This is a genomic window from Halopiger xanaduensis SH-6 (genome assembly GCF_000217715.1).
Classification (GTDB): domain Archaea; phylum Halobacteriota; class Halobacteria; order Halobacteriales; family Natrialbaceae; genus Halopiger; species Halopiger xanaduensis.
The window spans coordinates 158,344-181,778 of the sequence record NC_015667.1 but is presented as its reverse complement, the minus strand read 5'-3'; the positions used below and the strand labels follow the sequence as shown (position 1 = coordinate 181,778).

Annotated in this window: 31 protein-coding genes and 1 pseudogene; 19 read left to right on the top strand and 13 right to left on the bottom strand. The window is 59.9% G+C overall.

The window, feature by feature from the left end; genetic code table 11:
- Positions 1 to 103 precede the first annotated feature (103 nt).
- Together HALXA_RS22620 and HALXA_RS20420 are read right to left on the bottom strand one after the other, a co-directional pair.
- A pseudogene (locus HALXA_RS22620) lies at positions 104 to 373 on the bottom strand (site-specific integrase); the annotation flags it as partial.
- A gap of 135 nt (positions 374 to 508) precedes the next feature.
- The gene (locus HALXA_RS20420) at positions 509 to 1,810 is read right to left on the bottom strand and encodes a tyrosine-type recombinase/integrase (protein WP_013881987.1); all 1,302 of its coding nucleotides are present in this window, start codon (positions 1,808 to 1,810) and stop codon (positions 509 to 511) included.
- 441 nt (positions 1,811 to 2,251) lie between these two features.
- Between HALXA_RS20420 and HALXA_RS21465 the strand changes: the two genes are divergently transcribed.
- From HALXA_RS21465 to HALXA_RS20405, 3 genes are all read left to right on the top strand, one after another.
- Entirely contained in the window at positions 2,252 to 2,611 is a 360-nt protein-coding gene (locus HALXA_RS21465; RefSeq protein WP_013881986.1) for a DUF7344 domain-containing protein, read from the top strand.
- Between the two features lie 109 nt (positions 2,612 to 2,720).
- Positions 2,721 to 3,020, top strand: a complete 300-nt coding sequence (locus tag HALXA_RS21460; protein ID WP_013881985.1) for a HalOD1 output domain-containing protein — start codon at positions 2,721 to 2,723, stop codon at positions 3,018 to 3,020.
- A 578-nt stretch (positions 3,021 to 3,598) separates the two neighbouring features.
- Positions 3,599 to 4,024, top strand: coding sequence for an EamA family transporter (locus tag HALXA_RS20405; protein ID WP_013881983.1), 426 nt, complete (start codon positions 3,599 to 3,601; stop codon positions 4,022 to 4,024).
- Positions 4,025 to 4,183: 159 nt separating this feature from the next.
- On the opposite strand, the gene HALXA_RS21455 is transcribed toward HALXA_RS20405, so the two are convergent.
- Genes HALXA_RS21455 through HALXA_RS20395 form a run of 3 tightly spaced genes read right to left on the bottom strand, consistent with a single transcriptional unit; the run spans position 4,184 to position 5,268 of the window.
- Positions 4,184 to 4,429, bottom strand: coding sequence for a HalOD1 output domain-containing protein (locus tag HALXA_RS21455; protein ID WP_013881982.1), 246 nt, complete (start codon positions 4,427 to 4,429; stop codon positions 4,184 to 4,186).
- A 3-nt stretch (positions 4,430 to 4,432) separates the two neighbouring features.
- Complete coding sequence (locus HALXA_RS20400; protein ID WP_013881981.1) at positions 4,433 to 5,023, bottom strand: DsrE/DsrF/DrsH-like family protein; 591 nt, start codon at positions 5,021 to 5,023, stop codon at positions 4,433 to 4,435.
- Entirely contained in the window at positions 5,023 to 5,268 is a 246-nt protein-coding gene (locus tag HALXA_RS20395; RefSeq protein ID WP_013881980.1) for a sulfurtransferase TusA family protein, read from the bottom strand. The genes HALXA_RS20400 and HALXA_RS20395 overlap by 1 nt, the downstream gene beginning before the upstream one ends.
- Positions 5,269 to 5,513: 245 nt before the next feature.
- Here HALXA_RS20395 and HALXA_RS20390 point away from each other — a divergent pair, with 245 nt between their 5' ends.
- From HALXA_RS20390 to HALXA_RS20375, 4 genes are read left to right on the top strand one after another with little or no spacing between them, the layout of a single operon-like run.
- On the top strand, positions 5,514 to 6,707 hold the full coding sequence (locus HALXA_RS20390) for an MBL fold metallo-hydrolase (RefSeq protein WP_013881979.1): 1,194 nt from the start codon (positions 5,514 to 5,516) through the stop codon (positions 6,705 to 6,707).
- 20 nt (positions 6,708 to 6,727) lie between these two features.
- Positions 6,728 to 7,225 carry a YeeE/YedE family protein gene (locus HALXA_RS20385; protein ID WP_013881978.1) on the top strand — a complete coding sequence of 166 codons (498 nt, stop codon included), beginning with the start codon at positions 6,728 to 6,730 and terminating at the stop codon, positions 7,223 to 7,225.
- Between the two features lies 1 nt (position 7,226).
- On the top strand, positions 7,227 to 7,688 hold the full coding sequence (locus HALXA_RS20380) for a YeeE/YedE family protein (protein WP_049895699.1): 462 nt from the start codon (positions 7,227 to 7,229) through the stop codon (positions 7,686 to 7,688).
- A gap of 45 nt (positions 7,689 to 7,733) precedes the next feature.
- Entirely contained in the window at positions 7,734 to 8,906 is a 1,173-nt protein-coding gene (locus HALXA_RS20375) for an inorganic phosphate transporter (protein WP_013881976.1), read from the top strand.
- Between the two features lie 94 nt (positions 8,907 to 9,000).
- Here HALXA_RS20375 and HALXA_RS20370 read toward each other — a convergent pair whose 3' ends face one another.
- Positions 9,001 to 9,345 (bottom strand): thiol-disulfide oxidoreductase DCC family protein, encoded by a 345-nt coding sequence (locus HALXA_RS20370; protein WP_013881975.1) that lies wholly within the window; start codon positions 9,343 to 9,345, stop codon positions 9,001 to 9,003.
- A gap of 92 nt (positions 9,346 to 9,437) precedes the next feature.
- On the opposite strand from HALXA_RS20370, the gene HALXA_RS20365 reads away from it, so the two are divergent.
- Positions 9,438 to 9,710 carry a hypothetical protein gene (locus HALXA_RS20365; RefSeq protein ID WP_013881974.1) on the top strand — a complete coding sequence of 91 codons (273 nt, stop codon included), beginning with the start codon at positions 9,438 to 9,440 and terminating at the stop codon, positions 9,708 to 9,710.
- 42 nt (positions 9,711 to 9,752) lie between these two features.
- On the opposite strand, the gene HALXA_RS20360 is transcribed toward HALXA_RS20365, so the two are convergent.
- Both HALXA_RS20360 and trxA read right to left on the bottom strand, forming a co-directional pair.
- Positions 9,753 to 10,292, bottom strand: coding sequence for a DUF1684 domain-containing protein (locus HALXA_RS20360; protein ID WP_013881973.1), 540 nt, complete (start codon positions 10,290 to 10,292; stop codon positions 9,753 to 9,755).
- Positions 10,293 to 10,407: 115 nt separating this feature from the next.
- On the bottom strand, positions 10,408 to 10,839 hold the full coding sequence (gene trxA / locus HALXA_RS20355; protein WP_013881972.1) for a thioredoxin: 432 nt from the start codon (positions 10,837 to 10,839) through the stop codon (positions 10,408 to 10,410).
- A 355-nt stretch (positions 10,840 to 11,194) separates the two neighbouring features.
- Between trxA and HALXA_RS21450 the strand changes: the two genes are divergently transcribed.
- Genes HALXA_RS21450 through HALXA_RS20335 form a run of 4 tightly spaced genes read left to right on the top strand, consistent with a single transcriptional unit; the run spans position 11,195 to position 13,558 of the window.
- Positions 11,195 to 11,548 (top strand): SHOCT domain-containing protein, encoded by a 354-nt coding sequence (locus HALXA_RS21450; RefSeq protein ID WP_013881971.1) that lies wholly within the window; start codon positions 11,195 to 11,197, stop codon positions 11,546 to 11,548.
- Positions 11,541 to 11,780 (top strand): sulfurtransferase TusA family protein, encoded by a 240-nt coding sequence (locus HALXA_RS20345; RefSeq protein WP_013881970.1) that lies wholly within the window; start codon positions 11,541 to 11,543, stop codon positions 11,778 to 11,780. Before HALXA_RS21450 ends, HALXA_RS20345 begins: the two co-directional genes overlap by 8 nt.
- Position 11,781: 1 nt before the next feature.
- Positions 11,782 to 12,924 carry an NAD(P)/FAD-dependent oxidoreductase gene (locus HALXA_RS20340; RefSeq protein ID WP_013881969.1) on the top strand — a complete coding sequence of 381 codons (1,143 nt, stop codon included), beginning with the start codon at positions 11,782 to 11,784 and terminating at the stop codon, positions 12,922 to 12,924.
- Position 12,925: 1 nt separating this feature from the next.
- On the top strand, positions 12,926 to 13,558 hold the full coding sequence (locus tag HALXA_RS20335; RefSeq protein ID WP_013881968.1) for a DUF1641 domain-containing protein: 633 nt from the start codon (positions 12,926 to 12,928) through the stop codon (positions 13,556 to 13,558).
- A gap of 100 nt (positions 13,559 to 13,658) precedes the next feature.
- Here HALXA_RS20335 and HALXA_RS22810 read toward each other — a convergent pair whose 3' ends face one another.
- Together HALXA_RS22810 and HALXA_RS22615 are read right to left on the bottom strand one after the other, a co-directional pair.
- On the bottom strand, positions 13,659 to 13,982 hold the full coding sequence (locus tag HALXA_RS22810) for a hypothetical protein (protein ID WP_013881967.1): 324 nt from the start codon (positions 13,980 to 13,982) through the stop codon (positions 13,659 to 13,661).
- A gap of 101 nt (positions 13,983 to 14,083) precedes the next feature.
- A complete protein-coding gene (locus HALXA_RS22615; RefSeq protein ID WP_013881966.1) occupies positions 14,084 to 14,437 on the bottom strand; it encodes a four-helix bundle copper-binding protein in 354 nt (117 codons plus the stop codon).
- Between the two features lie 190 nt (positions 14,438 to 14,627).
- On the opposite strand from HALXA_RS22615, the gene HALXA_RS22905 reads away from it, so the two are divergent.
- Positions 14,628 to 14,762, top strand: coding sequence for a hypothetical protein (locus HALXA_RS22905; protein ID WP_394324802.1), 135 nt, complete (start codon positions 14,628 to 14,630; stop codon positions 14,760 to 14,762).
- Positions 14,763 to 14,870: 108 nt separating this feature from the next.
- On the opposite strand, the gene HALXA_RS20315 is transcribed toward HALXA_RS22905, so the two are convergent.
- Positions 14,871 to 15,227, bottom strand: coding sequence for an SHOCT domain-containing protein (locus HALXA_RS20315; protein WP_013881965.1), 357 nt, complete (start codon positions 15,225 to 15,227; stop codon positions 14,871 to 14,873).
- 82 nt (positions 15,228 to 15,309) lie between these two features.
- The gene (locus HALXA_RS20310) at positions 15,310 to 16,311 is read right to left on the bottom strand and encodes a potassium channel family protein (RefSeq protein ID WP_049895719.1); all 1,002 of its coding nucleotides are present in this window, start codon (positions 16,309 to 16,311) and stop codon (positions 15,310 to 15,312) included.
- A gap of 1,091 nt (positions 16,312 to 17,402) precedes the next feature.
- Between HALXA_RS20310 and HALXA_RS22610 the strand changes: the two genes are divergently transcribed.
- Complete coding sequence (locus HALXA_RS22610) at positions 17,403 to 17,663, top strand: helix-turn-helix domain-containing protein (protein ID WP_245550156.1); 261 nt, start codon at positions 17,403 to 17,405, stop codon at positions 17,661 to 17,663.
- Here the strand turns inward: HALXA_RS22610 and HALXA_RS20295 are convergent.
- Positions 17,632 to 18,477, bottom strand: a complete 846-nt coding sequence (locus HALXA_RS20295) for a universal stress protein (RefSeq protein ID WP_013881962.1) — start codon at positions 18,475 to 18,477, stop codon at positions 17,632 to 17,634. The two genes, HALXA_RS22610 and HALXA_RS20295, sit on opposite strands and share 32 nt — an antisense overlap.
- Before the next feature lie 359 nt (positions 18,478 to 18,836).
- On the opposite strand from HALXA_RS20295, the gene HALXA_RS22310 reads away from it, so the two are divergent.
- From HALXA_RS22310 to HALXA_RS20275, 5 genes are all read left to right on the top strand, one after another.
- On the top strand, positions 18,837 to 18,983 hold the full coding sequence (locus HALXA_RS22310) for a DUF7512 family protein (RefSeq protein ID WP_013881961.1): 147 nt from the start codon (positions 18,837 to 18,839) through the stop codon (positions 18,981 to 18,983).
- Positions 18,984 to 20,024, top strand: a complete 1,041-nt coding sequence (locus HALXA_RS20290; RefSeq protein ID WP_013881960.1) for a sulfite exporter TauE/SafE family protein — start codon at positions 18,984 to 18,986, stop codon at positions 20,022 to 20,024.
- A 182-nt stretch (positions 20,025 to 20,206) separates the two neighbouring features.
- Positions 20,207 to 20,611: a helix-turn-helix domain-containing protein gene (locus tag HALXA_RS20285; RefSeq protein WP_013881959.1), complete on the top strand. Its 405-nt coding sequence runs from the start codon at positions 20,207 to 20,209 to the stop codon at positions 20,609 to 20,611.
- 260 nt (positions 20,612 to 20,871) lie between these two features.
- Positions 20,872 to 21,804 carry a ZIP family metal transporter gene (locus HALXA_RS20280; protein WP_013881958.1) on the top strand — a complete coding sequence of 311 codons (933 nt, stop codon included), beginning with the start codon at positions 20,872 to 20,874 and terminating at the stop codon, positions 21,802 to 21,804.
- A 103-nt stretch (positions 21,805 to 21,907) separates the two neighbouring features.
- Positions 21,908 to 23,383, top strand: a complete 1,476-nt coding sequence (locus tag HALXA_RS20275) for a dihydrolipoyl dehydrogenase (protein WP_013881957.1) — start codon at positions 21,908 to 21,910, stop codon at positions 23,381 to 23,383.
- Positions 23,384 to 23,435: the final 52 nt, after the last annotated feature.

Genomic DNA, 23,435 nt, shown 5'->3' with positions numbered 1-23,435 from the left:
AGAGCTTAACCAACACTTAGGGTAACGGTATCCAATTGTTGGTTAAGCACTCAAAATAGAGCCTTTCTACTCTATCTCAGCAACATCATCACTCCACACACTACGCAAAGATATAGCGATAATAGGTTTGTACCGAGTTTTGCTTGAGTGCCCCCGGTCACCGACAAGGTCTCAGCCAAACCTTCGGAATACTCGTTCATTGAGGTCCTCGAAGGTGGGTTCGCAGTCGACGTCGTCTGAACGAACGTGATTCAGTCCGCATCGTCCCGGTCGCCGGCAGCCGATCGGTTAACCATTCGAATTCGCACGCCGTATTTCGTCGATAGTTCCCTCCCTCGCTGCCATGGCCTTTCCCTTTGTCTGGAGAGACCACTTAAACGAACTCGGAAGTGACTGCCCAGTGCGTCTCCAGATGCCGTCTCAGAGTTATGATTCCTCGTTCGCGTATTGGTAAGTCGGGCGGACCTCCTCGAGGAGTTCAACGAGACTTACGTCGAGGTCACTGAGATCATTCCCGTACCTCACTTTCGAACGCTGCGGCCAGTTCCTCACGCATGAATTCCCGTCGGCGTTTCCGTGCTTCCTCCTCGCCGAGATAGTTTTCGACGACGACGTTCGGATCCGAACTGCCCTGTTCGGCAGCAACCGCCTCGATTTGGCTCGAGAGTCGTTTCACGGCGTCACCGTAGGTTCGGTACCAGAACCGACGTCCGTACTGTGGCGTCGGCGTCTCCTCGCGGATCTCGAGACCAGCATCCCCCGCTAACTCTTTGAACCGCTTAGTGATCGTATCCGGGCTTCGGTGGCCGCTTTTAGCGGCAGAACTCGGAAACAGGTAACCGGTCCAGTCGTCGCGATTGGAGAGCTGTGTCCAGCGATCTGCCAGTGTTTCGAGGCCGTAAAGGATCGACACGCGACCGGGGCCGTTCTTGCGTCCCTCGTCGAAGACGATGTGTGGGTCCTCTGCCTCGAAATCGAAACCGTCGTCGTCAGTTGGTGCGAACTGGTCGCGTGAGAGCCGCGCGACCTCCCCACGGCGCAGGCCCCACGCACACGTCGCGACCACGAGCAGGCGATCGGCAATCGAGTCGCATGCGTCAACGAGCGCCTGGACGTCATCGGCCTCGAGGGCCGGCGGGTCGCGATCGTCGGCGCCGGGCGTCGATCCCTTCCAGTTGGTCTCGTGGGGCGCTCCGGCGGCCGGGTTGTACTCCGCGTCGCGATCCATCACTAGCCGCTCGTAGAACTTCTGGACCTCGAGCAAGTGTTTGTACCGCGATTCATCACTCTCGAGGTCGGGATCTGGGTTCGTTGCATCCCACTCGTCGAAGACGTCCCGCACACGTTGGCGCTCGATCCGTGCCTGGACATCGGCGCTGTCCTCGCGGATCCGCGTAACGATATCGGCGCGTCCGTGCAGGTCGGCGTACGTGCGGACAAAGCGAGCGAGTCGGGAGCGTTTTGAGTCGATCGTTGTGTCGGCGAGTCCTTCCCGGCGGAGATTCTTTTCGAGATACCACTCGAGTTCGCGAATCGTGGTCTCATTGTCGATACCCCAGGGGTAGTCATCGTCACGCTCCGGGTCCGGGTAGCCGACAGTCGCGAGAAACTGTGCGAGCGTGAGGTCGTGGTGTTCGCGAAGCGCGTAGGCGATCCCGGAGTAACCCGCTTCGGTGATCTCCTCGTAGGTCGGCCGGGTCTCGAGGTCGAGGCCGTCCCGCGCGAGGTCCGGTTCGATCTCAGTGTTCCAGAAGTGTTGCAGTTCCTCGAGGGACATCCGGGACCAGTTGATCTGTTCATGCTGGCTCATCGCCCGCTCACCTGCTCGAGAAGCCGGTTCGCCTCGGGCAGGGGTGATTCTAAGACTCGCATTTTCGTACGCTCTGCTACAACTGACACTCATATAATACTACTGCTAACTGAGTTGTCCTATACAGACAACCGAGATAAGTAACAGACTGGCAGATAGGGGCCGGGGTTCGATAAAGTTCATGTAGCTATATGAAATAGTCGGCTTCTATCACCCTAGAAGTTCGGAGGCTGGATTTCTACAAACCACCACATTAGATACATATACGATACAATGCTTCTCCGGCCTGTTGATACGCCCGGTGTCCATGCTCGTCGTCCAGGAAAGGTGGATGGTTGATAGAGCCCCTCCGAAAGCAGAAATCCTGTTGAGGTTTAATCGTCTTTGCCGCCCTTCGGGTCAAGGCCCTACGCTTTTAGACTGGTGAGTTGTATGTTAACTATGTCCAATAACGGAGCGGCGGGCGCAAACGGGGACTCGCTTTCACTTGACGCGATTCTGGATGCTCTCAGCCATCATCATCGACGCACGTTGTTCCGCTGGTTGCGCAATCAGCCAGACCAGCGTGCTAACGCAGAAGCTGTGCTCAACCATCTCATCAACCAAGAACAGGAACGGATGGGAAAAGCACCCAACCCCAACCATATCGAAGTCACGCTCCATCACGTCCACGCGCCAAAACTCAGTGGCCTAGGGCTCGTCACGTACGACGATGCAGCCGAGGAATATCAATACCACACGAACGACCGACTGGAGAAATGGCTCGACCTTATTGATGCCGAACACGAGTTAGAATGGTAATACCGGCGAATCCGCACGGACTACTCGCTCTGCTTCTCGGACCCCAGACCTGACTGCGCTTGCACTTGCACCCAATAGCCTCAACTCACTTATCGAGGTACCGTCCGTGATGAGCTACACTCACATCGAATCCGAGAACGACGACATCATTGATCACACGTTCGATAGCAAAACCCCACCGAGTATCGGTGTCATCCATGTTATCTGTGCGCTTGAAAATATCAACCCGATGGACTTCCCTGATGAGGTCGGGTTCCGCTTGCACGATCACATCGACCCCAAAGCACTGGATTCGATTGTAGCACACGATACTGCTGGCCCCATCGAAGTCCACTTCGATATTGAGGACTACCATGTATCCGTGACCGAGTCCAATCGAATCCGAGTCGTCCCACCCGGTAGTGGTTAGAGGACATATCGCCAGCTATGGAGTGAGCAAGCTGTTCTTGCTCAGCCTCGTTATGATTAAGAGGATTGAAACGCAGTTGCCCAGTTAGTGCAGTTATACTTGGACTGTGAATTCGATACTCAGTACACGATCGAGATGGATCGACATAATTCTGAAACAGGGAATGCAGTGGTCCATGCTGTCCAAGACGCAACGACGTACATCGCAGTCGGGGTCACCGCCCTTGGCGCAGCACTGTTCAGCTAACAGCGGCCACACTCCGTTTTCACCCACCGAGTCAGTACTCCGTAGCGATAGCGTTCGGATCCTCGAGCCACCCGTCGAGCATATTCAAGGCGTCCTCGGCAACGATTAGGTGGTCGTAGTCAGGCAGCTGAAACCGATCAACTGTCTCTTGCACCCCAATTTGTGAACTTCACGAATCCCTACTGCTTGATATTCATGGTGAGGATAAGCGGCTTGGAGTAATTCGAGATGGTGGTGAACTCACTGATATCTGCAATCAATAGTGGGGTATTTAAGGACCACATTTAATGAAGGGAGAGGCGTTTTTCAGTGGCAATGTAGATTACACACTGATGGGGCTCCCCGAGATAGATTCGGCTGTTTTCTTTGGGTCGATTACAATGGTAACGTGGGGGATCTGGGTCGTTTTAGGTAACGCTGCGTCGGAGTCCATCGACCCGAGGACAGCCGCCGCGATCTCCTATCTTGTTGCGGGACCTCTTGCACTCGGATTCATCATCGTTTCAGACGCATCGCTAGCCATTACTGTGAGAGGAGGACTGCTCGCTGGCACGGCTGGATTGTTCACCGGAATCGGCCTGATTTCGATGTACGTCGGCCTCTCCGGAGGATCAACAACAATCGTCTCTACGCTCGGTGCGATGTACTTCGTTATCGCAGCCATCATCGGTATGGTCGTCCTCGGAGACGAAGTGACGATAACGAGACTTGCCGGGATAGCGTTCGCAGTTATCGGGGTCGTACTGGTTACCCGATAGATCAGGCCACGTAATCATTGGACAATTAATAGTAATACCGAAATATCCAGATAGACTACCTCAATTCAATTTCTGTAGGAGAGGGGTTCTATCTTTGCGTTCATTTCGATTAGTTGCCGATAATAGATGAGAACTCTTGGATTGAGGTCTGAAACCTCCTTACTCCAATTCAACGGTACCATTCGAGGTGACCGTTACACCATATCCCCGATACTTGAACGAAACACGTCCACCTCGAGCCGAGTCGTCAGTAGCAGTCGGTTCAAACAACCGATCCAGCGCAGTGGGATCTATGACCTCGTTAAGCGGCGGTTCGAGGGCAGCTGGAGAGACGTCTTCCGCGTCTGCAATCTCTTCAAGGACGCGCAGGCTTGGCTTCGTAAACGCGGACCGAGTGTCGTTCATCGATCAGACGAGGAGCTGGATGTCGGACTCGGCCATGTGTTGCAGCGCGGTAGCTGCGCCGACGCCGGTCGTAACGCCGTCGTAGAAGTCGTCCTCGTCGTAATCCATCAGCTCGATCGTCATCTGGCACGCCTGCAGGTCGACGCCACTTTCGAGCGAGAGATCGATCAACTCCTCGATGGTGGCGGTCCCATTCTCGTCGATCTTCTTCTGCATCATCTTCGTGGCCATCGTATCCATGCCCGGCAGCGCAGCGACGGCATTCGGCACCGGCATGTTCGGGTTGCCGACGGCGCTCAGCTTGAGGTCCTTGGACTTCTCCTCGTGAAGGATGTCGAGCCCCCAGAACGTGTGGAAGACGACGACGTCCCAGCCGAAGGCGGCCGCCGTGCTCGCGAGGATCAGCGGCGGGTACGCCATGTCGAAGCTGCCCTGCGTGGCGACGATGGTCATCTTCTTCTGATCGTCGCCCTCGTCAAGATTAGCGACGGACTCCTCGAGTTCTTCGACGCGCTCGTGTAGTGCCTGTAACTCGGCGGCATCGATTTCGACATCGACGTCGTCGACGGAGGCTGATTGGTTGTCCGTACTCATTATTCGGTCTTCTTCACGTAGTGGGTGTACAGATCGTCCTCCTCAACTTGGTCGAGGAGTTCGACACCATCGGTACCCTCGGCCCACCCGCGGATATCGCTCATGCTACCCGAGTCCGTCGCAACGACTTCGAGCACGTCACCGTCCTCGAGCTCGTCAATCGCCTGCTTGGTCTTCACGATGGGCATCGGGCATGACTGTCCTTTCACGTCCAGCGTTTCGGTGGTCTGGTAATCCGAACTCATGGTTTTCTTGTGCCCCGTATTGGAGCTATCATACAATATCGGACCTACCCATAAAAGAGCATCGGTTATTGCGCAATATACAACATTCCGGTTTACTCGATTAGCACCCTTATTCTGCTAGTAACGCGTATATGCGCGCATACTAGATAATATCCTGTTCTATACCAAGAGAGTTGTATTGTGGTTTATGGGGAATACTATACAAACCCTTAAGTGCCAGCAGCCGATACTGAGTACTGTACAACATGGACGACATGGATCTCCCAATGCCGGACGTCGAAGTCGAATCGGTTACTCCCACCGAGTTAAAGGCCAGCATCGACGCAGGCGAGGACGTCACGCTCCTCGACACCCGTATGGAGTCGGACTTCGAAGAGTGGCATATCGACGGTAAGAACGTTGAGACGATCAATATCCCATACTTCGAGTTCCTCGAGGACGAGATCGACGACGACGTTCTTGCACAGATTCCCGATGACCGCGATATAACGGCCCTCTGTGCGAAGGGTGGCTCGAGCGAGTACGTCGCCGCGACGCTGAAAGAGCGCGGCTACGATATCGACCACTTAGAGGAGGGGATGAACGGCTGGGCGCGTATTTACGAGCGCGTCGAGGTCGAGCGCTACGCCGGTGCCGGGACGCTCTATCAGTACCAGCGTCCCTCGAGCGGCTGTCTCGGCTACCTCGTCGTCGACGGCGGCAAGGCGGCCGTGATCGATCCGCTGCGCGCGTTCACTGATCGATACCTCGAGGACGTCGACGAACTCGACGCCGACCTGAAGTACGCGATCGACACGCACATTCACGCCGACCACATCTCGGGCGTCCGCGAACTCGACGAAGAAGGGGTAGAAGGCGTCATCCCCGAAGCGTCGGTCGACCGTGGCGTCACCTACTCCGACAAACTAACCCTGGCCGCAGACGGCGACGAGTTTGAGGTCGGCAACGCGACGGTCGAGACGGTCTACACGCCTGGTCACACTTCCGGGATGACGTCGTACCTGATCGACGACTCGCTGCTGGCAACCGGTGACGGCCTGTTCGTCGAGAGCGTCGCTCGCCCCGACTTGGAGGAGGGTGACGAGGGTGCCGAAGACGCTGCTAAACAGCTCTACGAGTCGCTCCAGGAGCGCGTGCTGACTCTGCCCGACGATACGCTGATCGGCGGCGCGCACTTCAGCGACTCCGCTGAGCCCGCCGACGACGGCACCTACACGGCACCGATTAGCCAGCTCACGGAAGAGATGGATGCCCTGACGATGGACGAAGACGAGTTCGTCGAGCTGATCCTCTCGGATATGCCGCCTCGTCCAGCTAACTACGAGGACATCATCCCGACGAACCTCGGCCAGCAGGAGGCCGACGACGAGGAGGCATTCGAACTCGAGCTCGGCCCGAACAACTGCGCGGCTAGCCAGGAATCGCTGGCGGGTGACTAATCACCGTGCTCGAGATCGCAATGCTCGCCGAACTCGTCGCCCCGGGTCAGGTAGTGCCCGCCGAGCCGTTTCCCAACGGCATCTCCCGGTACGCGATCGGGGGCCTGCTCGTCGGCCTCGGCGCGGTCGTCATCTACCTCGGGACGGGAATCGCCGCGGGCGCGAGTACGTTCCTCGAGTCGACGCTGTCGTACGTCTCAGATCAGTCGCGGTTCAAGCAGTACCGCGCCTCTCGAGACTGGCGCGTCGTCTTCACGCTCGGGATCATCTTGGGAGCGGCGGTCTACGCCGTCGTCTGGCAGGGCGGTACGTGGACGACCGATGTCCAGCCCTGGCGGCTCCTGATCGGTGGCGTCCTCGTCGGGATCGGGACGCGCGTCGGCAAGGGCTGTACGTCGGGCCATGGGGTCTGCGGCGTCGGCTCGGCCTCGAGAACGTCGATCGTCGGCGTAATCACGTTCCTGACAGTTGCGATCGTGACAGCCCAACTCGTCGCTGCACTGGGGGTGAGTCCATAACATGAGCCGGAATCGTCATCCACTGTTCATGCCGCTGATTCTCGTCGGCGGCCTGATCTTCGGTTTCGGACTGGCCTACAGCCACATGGCCCGGCCGGAGGTCGTACTGGACTTCCTCCAGTTCGACGACTTCGGCCTGCCGTTCGTCATGTTCGGCGCCGCGATCGTCTCCGGGATCGCCTTCGCTGTGATGCCTAGAGTCCGAGACGGCGCGCCGCTGACAGGTGATCAATACGAACGCCGACTGAAGCCGTTCGACCGGAACGTCCTGATCGGCGGCGCGATCTTCGGCGTCGGCTGGGGGCTGTCGGGAATCTGTCCCGGTGCGGCTTACGCCAGCCTCGGGATTGGGAACGTCACCATCCTGTGGGCGCTCGTCGGCATGTTCGCCGGCGCGTATCTACAGGGCGTCTGGCGCAGCAAGCGAAGCGCGGCTGAATCGGCCCCGGCAGGTGCCGACTAACGCCGCTCAAATTTCGAAACAGAACCTGCAGCTTTCCGTACATCGATGGAACTGACAACAATACTGCTGTTCGCCACCGCCGCCGTTGCGAGCCTGTTTATGGCGTGGGTTATCGGCGCCGGCTCGAGCGGCGCAACGCCATTTGCACCGGCCGTCGGGGCGAACGCGATTTCGACGATGAAGGCGGCGTTTCTCGTCGGTCTCCTCGGCTTCGCCGGCGCAGTGACGCAGGGTGCAAGCGTCTCGGAAGCCGTCGGTCAGGGCCTCGTCGAGGGCGTCACGCTCCCGACTGCTGGGGTTATCGTCGTGTTGCTGCTCGGCGCTGGCCTGATGGCGATCGGGATCTATACCGGGTACCCGATCGCGACCGCGTTCACCGTAACCGGGTCGGTCATCGGCGTCGGCTTCGCGCTCGGCGGCGATCCCGCCTGGGGGAAGTACGCTGAAACCGGCGCGGTCTGGGTACTCACGCCGTTCGTGGGCGGAGGCATCGCTTACGGACTTGCCAGCATTCTTCCTCGGCCCGACGTCCCCGAGGACGTCAGCGTCCCGATCCTCGCTGGGGTCGTCGGCGTCGTGGTCGCAAATCTCGAGTTCTCGTTTTGCTCGTCAGTCGGGGGAACGCTCGCCGCCGCCGGGGCTACGCTGGTTCCCATCGACGGCGCCGCCGCCACAGTCGCGATCTCGATCAGTAGTGGCGCCGTCGCTGCGGCTGTCGTTCGCTGGGACGTCGGTCGCGATCAGATTGGTGGTCTGCGTCGATTCGTGATCTCACTAGGCGCACTCGTGGCGTTCTCGGCTGGCGCGAGTCAGGTCGGGCTGGCCGTCGGCCCGCTGTTCCCGCTACTCGAGGACCTGCCGACGGTGTCGCCGTTCGTGGTGTTGTTCGGTGGCGGTATCGGGATCCTTGTCGGCTCGTGGACGAGCGCACCGCGGATGATCAAGTCAATCTCACAGGAATACGCGTCGCTGGGGCCGCGTCGATCGATCTCGACGCTTGTTCCGTCCTTTCTCATCGCACAGACCGCGGTCCTGCTGGGGGTGCCGGTCTCGTTCAACGAGATCATCGTCAGCGCCATTGTCGGCAGCGGCGCTGCAGTCGCCGGCAGTGCCGGCGTTAGCCCCCGAAAGTTGGGCTACACCGTGGCAGCCTGGATCGGCTCGTTCGTTCTCGCGTTCGGGCTCGGCTACGGATCGATGCTTCTTCTGGAGCTCTGAATCTGCAGGACGCGTTCGGCTCTTCTTCGAGTCGTCGTCCGTTTTCGATCGAATCTCGGTCAGAATAGTGGGTTACCTACGTACTTTCGAGAAGCTACGGCAGCAATCGGCCGATCGACGGCCGGTTCGACGCGACAACACGGTAGACGAACTCACGGACGGGTACGTATCCCGGAACGCGACGAACTAGCGGAAAAAGCTGCGATGGCAGAAGGCCAGTCCGTTCATAGGCGCGTTCCATCGCTGCCCCACAGGAGTAGGTCGTCTCGTCAGTAACGAAGTGTGCACACTCCTCGTAGTCGGGCGGCAAGCGAGTTCGCAGATCGTCGGAGAGTTCCGAAAAGCCGACGATATTGATCGCCGCGCGGCGGTCTACGAATCGCGCCGCACGAGTACAGACCCCGCAATCGTCGTCGTAGACGAGCGTCGGTGGTGACATTCCCGATCCGAAGCCGTAGATACTGATGAAGCCCTCGAACCACTAAACTCTCAACCCCAACGACTACCCCTACGCTTCCCGTTTGGGTCCCCATGCCATCGGAATCGGACGACGTTCGCGTGTGGCTCGTCGAGCGCGATTACGACAATCGCGACCTCATTATCCTCACCTACGCGACCCCCGACGGAACTCGAACCTTCCGAAAGGAACTCGCAGCGCAGGCGGTCGATCTGGACACGGTCACTGCCGCGAAGGACGTCTCTCCCGATGATCTCGCGACCGTCGAGAACCCAGATGTCCGCGACCGGTACGCCCACGAAGCAGCGCGAATGGCAGACGAACACGATCCAGCGGAGACGATCTAACTCGAGGGACGAACCTGTTGTTCCGCGCTGGTCGAACGGAACTCAGTGATACGCCTTTTCGCCAGCCTCAATCGCCACCTCGAGCCAGTTTTCCGCCGGCGGGAGCGGGCACTCGTACTGATCCGAGTACGCGCACGTCGGATTGTACGCCTCGTTAAAGTCGAGAATCCAGTTTCCGTCGTCTGTTCGGTGGGCGTCGTCCTCGAGATCGAGGTATCGGCCGGCGCCGTAGGTCTCGTCGCCGCTGGTCGCGTCCCGAAACGGAACCCAAAGGCGCTCGTCGTCCGGATCCGCCTTGTAGGCCTGCAATGTAATGTCTTCGTCGTTGACGGTGAACCGGAACTCGCCCCAGCGCAGGTACTCCCGCTCGCCGTCGGTACTCGTCCCGACGGTGACCCGTTCGGGATCGTCATACTCGTGCAGCGGTAGTTCGAACCGGTACTCCTCGTCGATCTGGTAGTACTCGAGGCCGTCGAACGATTCGCGCTCGTCCGGCGGAATCGGCGAGTGCGGATCGCCGCCGAAGTATCGATCTTTCTCCTCGCGTTGCGTTTCGATCGCGCGTCTCCAGTCAGTGGACATAGTTGAATTGAAAGCGGTTACGGTGTGGCAACGGCGCGGTCGTGCCGTCGATCCGTCGCGGGGTGACCGGGTGCGGCCGGGCACCGCACCTGGCGTAGGGACGGAACTCAAGGCGTTACGTGTGTTGCTTGATCAGGTTCCCGAGCGTCCCGCGGTCTTGGGCGCCGACCATGCGCTCGACCGGCTGGCCGTCGGCGTAGAGAACCAGCGTCGGGACCCCGCGGGCGCCCAGTTGCTGGGCGATCCGCTGGTGAGCGTCGACGTCGACCTTCGCGACCGCGGCGTCGGCCTCCGCTGCGAGGTCCTCGATGGTCGGCTCCATCATCTGGCAGGGGCCACACCAGTCGGCATAGCAGTCCACGAGGACGACATCGTGCTTCGCGACGACCTCGTCAAGGTGATCCTGACCGGTGATCTCGATCGGCTCGTCGGGCGCGGTGCTCTCCCTGTCGGCGTTGAGGTTCCCGCCGTTCTCGAGGCGTTCCTGCAACTCTCGTTTCTTCTGCTCGCGGATCCGTTGTCGTTCATCGTCGATGGACTCGCTCATCGATCGACGGTACGGTCTCCATGACCATAATTATTTTGTGCACCATGGGCAATATTGGGTCGGGAAACAGCCGAAAATTCTCCCACTGTGAGCGACGCGACTGACCGATCGCTGTTCGTAGCGGTCGTATCGGATACCCCGGAAGGAAGGAGATACTATTCCACTCAACGCAGCTATCTTTAGGGCAGAAGTACCTTAGTCCAGCGTTTGGTTGGGATCCATTACGGTCGGTTTGGAGTGCGGTAAATTTCCCGAGAGCGATTATCGCCTATAACTCTATCGCCAATTCCTGAACAGAAGGGGTTCTCGATAGTGCCATTACTATACAATACTATTCTCCGGGTGTGATCGAACGATGACCGACCCACACGAAACGATCGGACGGTATGCGGGCCGAGCGACGGCCTTCACCGCCGTCCTCCTCGTCGCCGCGACCGCGACAGCGTCCGCGCAGCCCCACGGCGGCGGTGCCGGCGGATCGATGGGCGGCTGGGGAGCGTTCGGCGGCTGGATGTTCCTCTGGCCGATCGTCCTGCTCGGCCTGCTGGCCCTACTGATCACCTGGGCCGGCAGTCGGCACCGGGACGACCGCGCTGACCGACCTGATCGTGCGCTCGAGGAACTCCGCGAACGCTACGCCCGCGGCGAACTTTCGGAAGACGAGTTCGAGCGACGACGCCGAAACCTACAATCGGAGACCAATGACTGACGAACTTACCCCTGACGTAACGATCGACTCGAAGGACGCATCGTGTCCCGGCCCGCTGATGGACCTCATCGGGAAGGTGAAGACCCTCGACGCCGGTACCGTGGTCGAACTTCAGACCACCGAACGAAACTCCACGACCGACGTTCCGGAGTGGCTCGAGGAAGCCGGCCACGAACTGCTCGAAATCGAAGAGCGCGACGATCATTGGAATATCTACCTGGAGGTCAACTGAAATGCATCGAATCGCCATCGTCGGCGGCGGGACGGGCGGAACGGTCCTCGCGAACCGACTCGCGAGCGAATTACAGACGGAGATCGAGGACGGCAAGGTCGAGGTCCGGCTGATCACGGCCGACGAGAACCACGTCTACAAGCCGACCTTCCTTTACGTGCCGTTCGGAGAGAAGACGGTCGACGACGCGAAGCGGCCGATCGAGGAGTTGGTCGACTGCCGCGTCACCCTGACGATCGACGAAGTTACCGACGTCAATACGGACCGAAACCGACTCTCGCTGGCAGACCGGACGTCCTCGCTGCGCTACGACCAGCTCGTGCTGGCGACCGGCGCGAACCTCCAGCCCGAGGCCATACCGGGACTCGCCGAGGGCGCCCACCACTTCTACGGCCCCGACGGCGCCGAGCGGCTTCGGGACGAACTCGCCGACTTCACCGAGGGCCACCTCGTCCTGAGCGTCGTCGGCGTCCCGCACATGTGTCCGGCGGCGCCCGTCGAGTTTCCGCTAATGGTCGACGACTGGCTCCGCGAGCGGGGCCGCCGCGAGGACATCGAGATCACCTACACGTACCCGATCAACCGCGCCCACGGCCTCGAGTCGGTCGCCGACTGGGCAACCGACTTGTTCGAGGAGCGCGACATCACTCTCGAGACGTTCTTCAACGTCGACGAGGTCGACCCGGACGCGGAAGTCGTCGAAACGGTCGAAGGGACGGAACTCGAGTATGACCTGCTCGTGGCCATCCCGCCCCACCGGGGCAGCGACCTCGTGATCGACGCGGGGCTGGGCGAGGACGGCTGGGTTGACGTCGACAGGCACACGCTCGAAGCGACGGCGGCCGAGGACGTCTACGCGATCGGCGACGTCGCGGACGTGCCGACGAGTAAGGCCGGCAGCGTCGCCCACTACGAGGCTGGCGTCGTGGCGGATCGAATCGCCAGCCGTGCCCGCGGGCAGACGCCGACGGCGACCTACGACGGGAAGACCGTCTGCTTCCTTGAGGCTGGGATGGACGAGGCCACGTTCATCGAGTTCACCTACGGCGAGGAGCCCTACGTCCGCGAGCCGTCGAAACCGCTTCACTGGGCGAAGCTCGGTTACAACGAGTCGTACTGGCTCACCGCACGGGGGTTACTCTAAGATGCCCGAAACGGAATCCGACTCCGCAGCGGAATCCATCGAGCAGACAGCGGCGCTCGAGGAACTCGTCGACGAAAACCCCGACGAGGTCGCCCGATTTCTCGAGCGCATCGGCGTCGTCAACGACCTGCTCGATACGGCGGACCTCGCGACCGCCGCGATGGACGACCGAATGATCGAGGAACTGGCCGGAACGACGACGAACCTCGGCGCCGCAGCTGATGGGCTGGCGACCGAGGAGGTCGCTCGACTGGGCGAGGCGACCGGCGAGAACGCCGAGGACCTCGCGGACGGACTCGAGACGCTCGCTCGGCTACAGCGATCGGGCACGCTCGACGACCTCGCTGCGCTGGTTGATCTCGCCGCGCTGGCCTTGAACGCGATGGACGACGACATGGTGACCGACCTCGCCGCGACCGGGGCGACCCTCGGCGAAGTGGCAGATACGGCGGCCGACGAGGACGTCGCTTGGACGCTCGAGGGCCTCCTCGAGGCGGTCGGCGAGGCCGGTTCCGAGCCGGCGGAACCCGCCGGTCCGATCGATGTCGCGAAAGCGCTGCGCGATCCGGACGTCAAGGCCGGACTGGGCTTTCTTCTGTCGCTCGCGAAGGCGATGGGACGGACGACGCGATAACCGGCCGGTCGTTCGTGAATTCCCAGGCCGGGGGTTCACTGAACGACACGATCATACTGGACGCGAACTGGATACGCTCGATTCCGCGTTTCGTTCGAAATCAGTCATTTGAGTCAGGAGCTGACCGTTTATCATCCGTCGGCTCAGGCTGTAACTGGCGGACGAGGTTCAAATGCATCAAGTGAAGATGCATTCCGATTCCGTACAGGATGGTACCCAGTCCGACAAACGTGAGCGGCATAAGTATCGACTCGACCGCCTGTGATGGGCTTTCGAGATTGGCGGGAAGGACGACGATAACGGCTAACAGAAACGCAGTTAGTATGATGAACAATCCGATATGGACTACGCGGGAGTACCTACCGACCTGTTGAATGCGTTCTTCGATCTCCTCTCGGGAGGGTGGCGCTGTCTCACGAGCCATGGCGTATGATTTCTAGCATCGGACAGGGGTATGATGATGCCGACAATACGCTAGTAGCGAAAATGGAAGGGGTTGTGGACGGACAGGATTGGTCGCAGATTCTACGCCGATACCATCTCCCGACAGGACTCGGCACACTCTCGAAGTACGTCAGCACAGACCTGACAGTGTTCCTCGTCATGTTGTTCGCACTCCTCTGCACACTCTTCGCATGCACCAGCACAGGCTTCCGCAAGCTGCGGACTGTAGTTCGAATTCCGCGCCATGAAGCGTGCGTGCATCGTCGTGAGGTCGGCGACATCCCGACAGAGACGAAGACACTTGGCCATCCCTTCGCCTTCACCAGCACATTCATCAGCACACCATTCACACGCTTGAGCGGCTTCGAAACAGTTGTCGATGCAGTCTGCCATCTGGTCGTTCTCGCCGACGTGGTCGATTTGAGTTAACGCCATCACTCATTGCTCCAGCAACCTACGGCGTAAAGCATGAGCTGGAATTGGCAACCGTTCACTGAACACCCTGTACTGACCGGTAGTTCCAGTCGAACCGGAAGGCACAGGAATAGGAAGATACCTCGAGCGCGAGTAGCCGTGATCCACGGGCAACAAGTATTTTAACATCCTCAAGACAGGCGAGGTGACAATGAGTACTCGAGCGGGCGCTGCTGACGGACTATTCTGGGGGGACGTCGACGACGTTGCCTTGCGCCGATATCGGACGCTCGTCAATGCCATCGACGACGGGATGTGTCAGCTCGATCTGGAGGATGCTTCGTAACAGTCAACGACGTGATTGTCGAGACGACGGGTATTCTCGTGATGAGCCCGTCGGCGAACACATCTCACTCGTTCTCGCCGACGACGATATCCACGCCGTGACCCGCCACTATCGCTCTCGACGCAAGCGTTCGCGGCGCTCCTCGAACTCCTCGTCTGTTAGGTCACCGCGGGCATAGGCGGCCCTCAACTCCTCGATAGCGGGATCCGTCCGTCGGCTACTAGACTGCCGAATCGCGCTGTACAGGAGATATCCGAGGCCGAGAACTACCAACAACGGAATAATCGCCATGAGCAGCCACATCCACACGGGGCCGGTGCCGCCCCACATCCCGCCGTCCCACATGTGGCCGCCGCCCCAGACGCCCATCATGGGCATCGCGAGCGCCATCATGAGAAACGGCAGGAGAAGGATTGCGGCGATAACGATTAACAGCGTCCGAACCAGAGAATCGTCTGTTGCCATACGCTACCGTTCGATCACACGAGTATTGAACAATGGGGAGGAACCGATCACTGGGAGCTATCATCTGTCAGCGACGGGCGAATCAATCGGTCCCTCGCGACGGCCAGTCTCGAGCGTCGGATTCGACGAGCCCGTACAGTATTCGTCGTCGCGTCTCCAGTTCGTCGAGCGCGGTCTCGAACTCCCCGTTCGAGACGGTCGGGATACCCGCCTCGCGGAGAGTGCGAAGATCCGGCGGGGGAGGTTGGCTGTCCGCAGGTTCGACGAATCCTTCGTGAAGCGTCTCGAGGTAGTGTTCGACACTCGTACGCGCGTTTCGGACAGTAAGCTTGTTCGGCCGATGATCGCTCGGAACGCCGAAGCGGATCAGCGTCAACGCTTCGTCGAGGGCGACGATTTCGACGATCGGCGATCGATCCGGCCGGGCGCTATGAAAGTAGTGGAGGATCGGGTAGGCCTTGTGATTCTCGGTGAGGGTAGCGAGTTGCGTCGTGACGGAATCCAGCGGCACCTCGAGCCCCTGAAACTCCTCACCAGTCCAGCTCGTTCGAACGATCTCCTCACCGTGCGTTCCGAACGCGCTCACGGTGCTGGCGAATGCGCGTTTCTGGGTGACCGCCTCGAGGACGTTGAGCGCGTAGGTGACGCTCAGGGTGACGAAGAGCAGTCCGTTCCCGGTTGCGAGTATCGTGACGAACTGCCAGCGTCCCGTTCTGGGTGCGAAGTCTCCGATACCCAACGTGAATATCGTGTATCCGGTGAAATAGAGCCGGTCGGACCACGAGACGGGCCCTCGATCGAGCGTATCGACGAGGGCGTTCTCGGCGCTGGCGAAGACGAGCGTCCAACCGATCCAGAGTAACACGATCCAGACCGTGAGGCTCAGCACGAAGAGCAACACACCGGACAGGCTGAGCAGTCCGGCGTTCCGGCCGCCTACTCGTCGTAGCGTGTCCCACGTCCCCACCATCAGTCGGGACGTGAGCGGGCCGGCTCCCCCTTCGATCCAGAGCGTCGTCCAAACGATATCGATGACAGTGGCAGCGAGAAGAGCGATACCGAGCGCGAGCGGGACGACGTTCATCATTGACCGATCGTCGATGTAGGTAGATTCATGCGTCCTTCGTATCCGACTCGAGAGGAGACTCGTCTTAGCGTAATCGGGACGAGATATAGAAAGTACACCCGGCTAGTGAAGAGATGGGGTGAAACCGTTCACAGCGGACTAGCGGTCGACGCTGTCCCTCACGAGAGAAACGGCGAATGGTGTGAGAGTTGATCGACCAGCTGCAAGTTAAACCGATCGACCGAAGCCGTTAGTCGCTCGCATACGGCTATGAGTTCCGAAAAACCGGCTCCCGCTACCGACGCGATCGAGGATCGAATTCGACAAGTAGGGAATACTCCCGGGCAGTCCGAACCGGGTTCGTCGTGATCGTGAGCGCATTCCTCTTAGCGGTCGGAGTCGTCCTGCCGGCGAATCTCGAGAGCGCGGCACGGGCGATCGAATCGATACTCCTCCCGCTCATTTTCGTCAGACTCGGGCTGATATTGTACGGTATCGGGATGCATCTCCATCTCATGCACCTGAATCTCGTTCGCCAACTGCAACCGAGCTCCGTCGACGATTTACAGTTACCCGGCGAGCATTCGGACTGACGCGGGCCGCTAATCGGTAGCAGCTATGAACACAGGTCTAGACGATAGTGGTGCATAGGATACTTGTATCAATCGAGTCTGGAAATCACGAATGTCGATGACGTGTGTGCGCAGTGTCCACCGTTGTTCAACGATTTTGAGCAGATAGTAGTCCTAGAGTACGAGGAGGACCGTAAACCCAGAGCCGTGCAGTAGTGCCGACCACGGCTGGTCTTGGTAGAAGAAGCCGATCCCGATACTTGCCGTGCTCGACGATTGAAGCGACATCCGCGATCTCGAGTTGTTCTAGAAACACGGCGAGACGGTACTCCTGCAGGTCGAGACGCCGAATCTGTCGCTGCTCGATCCCATACGGCAAGCTGGCGTTCCGATGGGGACCCGTTCGCGGTTGAGGACGGTGCGGTGACGTGGGAGCTGACGACCAGCTCGGATCGGTTGTCGACACTCGCTGACGCGTTCGACGAGCACGGTATCGAATACCACATCGAGTACGTCCACGCCGTCGACGCGAGTCGCATGGAGGATCTGCTGACGGATCGACAGCTCGATATCTTCCGCAGCGCGCTCGAGGCGGGATACTACGACGTTCGTCAGCGTCACTTCGCGAGGGACGCCGTGTCGGAACTCGGAGTAACCATGACGAGAGTACGACTGCCCACTGGTTCGCCGAAAAACACGCCGACGTCCTTGTCCGCGGCCGATGATCTTCACGGCTCGGTCGGGTTGAGCCGGACCGTCTCCGGTATTAGGCCCCCCGATCCGGCGGAACGAGCATGACGTTGCCGTCCGCCCGCGCGACGACGTCTTCGGAGACGCTCCCGAGCAACAATCGGCGGAGCCTGCTGTGCCCACGCGAGCCGACGAGAATCGCCGTCGGCTCGTACTTGTCTTCCGCGGCGAGGATCTCGTCTGCCGGATCACCCCGCCGGACTTCGGTTCGCGTCTCGATCCCCCAGTCCTCGAGTTGTGCAGCCAGGTCCGTGAGTCGTGCCTCGGGATCGGCATCGTCCGGAAGCGACGGGTCCTTCGGCGTCTCGACGTGGACCAGCGTCGCCTCCTGCGTGGCGTGCCGGAGGTACGAGAACGCCTCGAAGGCCCGCTCGGCGTTCTCCGAGAAGTCCGTCGCGTACAGCATCCGCTGGAACAGGTGCTCACGAACGACGGCTGGCTCGTCGGCCTCGCGTTCGATCCGATTGACCAGCAGCGGCACGACCGTCGTCCGCGCGAGGTTGCGCGCGGTCGAGCCGATGATACGGTTCTTGAGTGGGCTCTTCCCGCGCGAACCGACCACCGTCAGGCTCGCCCCGACTGCCTCCGCGACCCCATTAATTCGACGATGGGGCGTGCCGCGGACAACGTGGGCCTCGACATCAAAGCCGGCGTCTTCGATGACGCGGCGGTAGCGCGACAGCGCTTGTTCGCGCCGTTCCTCGAAGTCCAGTCCGGGCATGCCCGCGTGGACGTTCGACGGGATCACAGTCACGAGGTGGATCTCCTCGACGCCGATTCGTCCGAGACACTCGAGGCAGGTTTCGCTCTCGACCGTCGCCTCGCTGGCGGCGGAGAGGTCGGTCGCACAGATCGCTTTCATACCTCTCATAGGTGTTGCCATCATAATATTGTTCGGCTAAAGCAATGCCATTGCAATATGTTCGCCGTAGATGAGCTATCTGACCAGTTCGGTGTTCGTACCGACAACTCATCATATGAGATAGTATTTTGATTGAATCGCGCGCCACTCCTGTCGGCCGCGCCACAGCGGCGTCGAGTGACATCTGTTCGACCCTTGTATCTCCATAACCTATCGAAATATTCTCGTTGGATAGCGGTGAGATAGATTGCAGTAATATTGTGTAGCAGTCCCAAAAGCGTTATACGCATCCCTCGGGTAGTCGATACTGAGCAGAAACCCATGATTCGCACACAACCGAACGTCGGAGGTCGATACCGATGATCGACCTCGCAGCGTCTTCGTCAGCAGTACAGGCCGCCGCGCTTGTTGGTGCCGTTCTCCTCGAGGCGATCGTCCTCTACGTGGGATACGGCGCGCTCGAGCGAGTCGCAACGCCGGTCGTCGAACGAATCAAACACGCATAGATGGAGCCCTTTGGAATCGCACTGACGACGCTCGTACTGTTCGTGAGCTTCGGCTTCATGGTCGGCGTGCTGTTCGGCTTCTTCGGCATGGGTGGGTCGTTCCTCGTCACACCCGCGTTACTCGTGATGGGGTATCCCGCCCGGGTCGCCGTCGGGAGCGGGATGGCGTTCGTCTTCGGGACGGCCGTCATCGCGACGCTGAAACACCACGACCTGGGACAGGTCGATTACAAACTCGGCGGGCTGATGATCGCCGGGACTACCGCTGGGATCGAGGTCGGGAGTCTCTTCGTCTACCGGCTCGAGGAACTCGGACTCGCCAGCGGGGTCATCGGCGTCACATACGTCGGTCTACTGGGCGCGATCGGACTGTTCGTCACCCGGAACGCGCTCAAAAACGACGGTAGCGAGGACTCCGGTGGCGGCCACCACAAGGGCGCAGACGAAGAGATCGACCCGGATGCGATCCCAGATATCGCGAAAAAGATCCAGTCGTACCGCGTGCCGCCGATGATGACGATCGCGGGCGGCATTCAGGTCTCGCTGTGGATGGTCTTGGGCGTCGCGTTCGCGACGGGGCTGCTGTCGGGCTTCCTCGGCGTCGGCGGCGGCTTCATCCGGATGCCCGCGATGTTCTACCTTATCGGAGTTCCCGTTCCGGTGGCGGTCGGGACCGACCTGTTCGAGATCGTCTTCTCGGGCGGGTTCGGCGCGTTCACCTACGGACTCAACGGCGGCGTCGACCTCTCGATCGTCGCACCGCTACTCGCGGGGAGCGCGCTGGGCGCCCGAATCGGATCAGCCGCGACTAACATCGTCAACGAAGACGATATCAAGATCTACTTCGGGCTGATGCTCCTGGGTGGATCGATCGCCGTGGCGTTCCAGCAGGCCGGCGACTACTTCGCCGTCGAACTGTTCAACACGGTCGGCTTCGCCCTGATCCTGCTCTCGGCGTTCATGGTCAGCGGAGCCGTAATCTACAGTACGATCACGACGATTCGAAAGCAGTCGAACGCGGCCGCAGCATCCGCAGACTGAGACGAACGACTGTTATCATTTCTGTCTCAACCGCGAATCGCCCTGCAGTTGTACCGAGAGGTCGGTACAGCTGCCGTACAACGTCGTTGTCCTTCCTTGAGCCGCGATTGCGCGGCTCATCGAGATTGCACAATATCCACACAACCCTTATACCGGTGCGGCTCCTACCGTGAGATAGTAAAATGGCTAACTCAATGGCAGAGCAACTACAGCAGGATATGGAGTGTGAAGGGCTGCTAGAGTGCATCCACGGTCTCAAACAACTCGATAAGGACTGTTTCCGGGTAATGGTTGAAAGCGAAGAAGCGCTAACGATCGACGAAGTTGCCGAACAGGTCGACCGGGAGCGGTCGACCGCATATCGATCGATCCAGCGGTTGCTCAAGAGCGGTTTTATCCAGAAAGAGCAGATTAACTACGAGCAGGGTGGCTACTACCACGTCTACTACCCCACAGACCCGACCCAAATCGCGAACGATATGCAGCGAAAGCTGAACGACTGGTACGCGAAAATGGGACAACTCATCCAGGAATTCGAGGACAAGTACGAACACGCCGAAGCTGACACCGAAATCCCCGCCCAGTAACGGAATCGAACGGCGACACTTTCAGTTCAATACGACGTTTATTGCCCCTGTCGTATTCTGATTTCTCGATCGGCGGAAATCCAGCACCGGATTCTTGTCAAGACGCTAAGTCTACTACCGATTTTGGTCCGGTGCCGACGTCAAGCCGTCTGAATTTGGTCCGACCAAGCGTGAGATCCGCCACCCACGATGTTTTAAGTTACCCAAAACAAATTTCTTATTTTGATAAGTTACTTTGCTGGCGCTATCATACGTGATGTATGGCAGTGGCGGAAAATCTCACCATCGTATTCGTCGCGGGCTTTGTAACCGCCCTCGCAACGGGACTTGGGGCGGTACCGTTCTTCTTCGTTGACGACTTTAGCGATCGATGGAACGTCGGCCTATGGGGCGTCGCATCAGGGATCATGGTGACAGTATCCGTATTCGGACTCGCCGACGAAGGGCTCGCGTACGCTTCGAGCGGATTTCCGACGCTACTGGTCGGTGGAGTACTTGCGGGTGTCATGCTGGTCGAAGTTTCCGATCGAGTTCTCGGTAGTGTTGATCTCAGTAGGACGAATCACCACTCCGGAGACAAGCACCACGGAGACGAGTACGACGGAGAAGCGTCCGACCCTGCAGAAGTACGGGTGAATGGCACCGGTCACGGACACAGTTCCGATGACCCACCGCTCGAGGCCACAGTATTCGTCGAGGGAGACCTGAAGAAACTCGTGCTCATTCTCGGCATCCTCACGGTCCACAGCTTTCCTGAGGGCGTCGCAGTCGGCGTCTCGTTCGCCGAATTAGGACTGGAAGGAGGTCTCTCGATACTCGGGGTTTCGATCCCGCTGCTCGCAGTGTTTATGACGATCGCCATTTCGATCCACAATATTCCGGAGGGGACCGCCATTGCCATCCCGATGCGGGCGATGGGGCTCTCTAACTGGCGGATGGTCGGCGCAGCGATCTTCTCGAGCCTCCCCCAGCCCATCGGTGCGGTGATCGCGTTCGTGTTCGTCTCATGGGCCGAGACGTTCCTGCCCTTCGGCTTCGGATTCGCCGCTGGCGCGATGGTCTACCTCGTCGCGACGGAGTTCATCCCTGAAGCGCTGGAAACTGGCGCGGACCTGCCGAACCGCGGTCGCCGCGAACTCCTCGTCGGATTCGGAGCCGGCGTCGTGGCAATGTTACCCATCCTGCTCGTCTGAACTGCGGTTCAGTGGCGACTGCATCCCCAATATTAGCGACGAACGATTTACCATCCCGGTCGTCGGTGTGACTTTAATCCGGTTGGTCGTGGTCAGTCGGCGTATGGACACAGATACTACGGAGTTCGACTTTCTCGTAATCGGCTCGGGATCGGGACTTGACGTCGCGAGCGCCGCTGCGAGTCGCGGCCTGTCCGTCGCAGTCGTCGAGAAGGGAGCGCTCGGCGGTACGTGCCTCAACCGTGGCTGTATCCCGTCGAAAAAACTGTTGTACCATGCCGAGGTAATGGAGACCGTCGAACATGCTGATGAGTTTGGCATCCACGCCGACGTGACCGGTGTTAACTTTGCCAACATCGTCCGCGAGGTCAACGAGGACGTCTCAAGCAGCGCCGAGTCGATCCACCACGGGTTGCGAACTTCGAGTCAGCACACGCTACTCGAGGGCGAAGGCCGGTTCATAGATGACCGGACGATCGAAATCGTCGATGGACACGACGCTGGGAAGCAAGCTCGAGCCGATACGGTCCTCGTGGCAGCAGGGGCGCGACCGGCGATTCCGCCGATCGACGGGATCGAGGATGTCGACTACATCACCAGCCGAAAGGCGCTCCAGTTGGAGACGCCACCCGATCACCTCGTCATCGTCGGCGGCGGCTACATCGCGGCCGAACTCGCACACTTCTTCGGGACGTTCGGCAGCGACGTGTCCATCGTGGGCCGTCGCCCGCAACTCCTCCCAACGGCCGACGAGGACGTCGCGGCCGCATTCACCGAGCGCTACGCCGATCGCTTCGACGTCTACACGGGGTACGAGGCCGTCGCGGCCTCGCAAGGAGACGACGAGGTGACTATCGAAGCTCGAGCGTATCCGCCGGCATGGGACGATGCGGACGGACGCAACGACGTGGCCGTGACCGGCGACACGATACTCGTCGCGGCAGGCCGACGACCGAATTCCGACCGCCTGAACCTCGAGGCGACCGGCGTCGAGACCGACGAGCGCGGATTCATCGAGACCGACGCGTATCTGCGCACGACGGCCGACGGGATCTGGTCGCTGGGCGACATTGTCGGCGAGTACCTGCTGAAACACAACGCGAACCACGAGGCTCGAACCGTCGTTCGGAACCTATTCGGTGACGAACTCGAGGCGGTCGACTACACCGCGATGCCGTTCGCCGTCTTCGGCTCGCCGGAGGTTGCGGGCGTCGGGGCACGCGAACAAGACCTCCGCGACGCCGTCAACGAGTACGCTACCGCGACTCACCGATACGAGGACACGGCCCGCGGCAAGGCGATGAAGACGGAAGGGTTCGTCAAGGTCCTCGTCGAGCCGACCGGCAAAATTCTGGGCTGTCACATCGTTGGCCCCGAGGCGTCGAACCTGATCGAGGAGGTCGTCGTCGCGATGAAAGCGGGGACGGGAACCGTCTGGGACATCCGCGAATCAGTGCATATCCATCCCGCGCTGTCGGAAGTAGTCGATCGGGCATTCTCCGGACGGTTCACTCGACGCGGCGCGGGCGCACACGAGCACGACCATCACCACGGGCACGAACACCACGATCACGAATGAGGAATGCAGCCGTCCGGCGGCGCGATCGGAGTGAGCAAGCGGCGGACCGAGG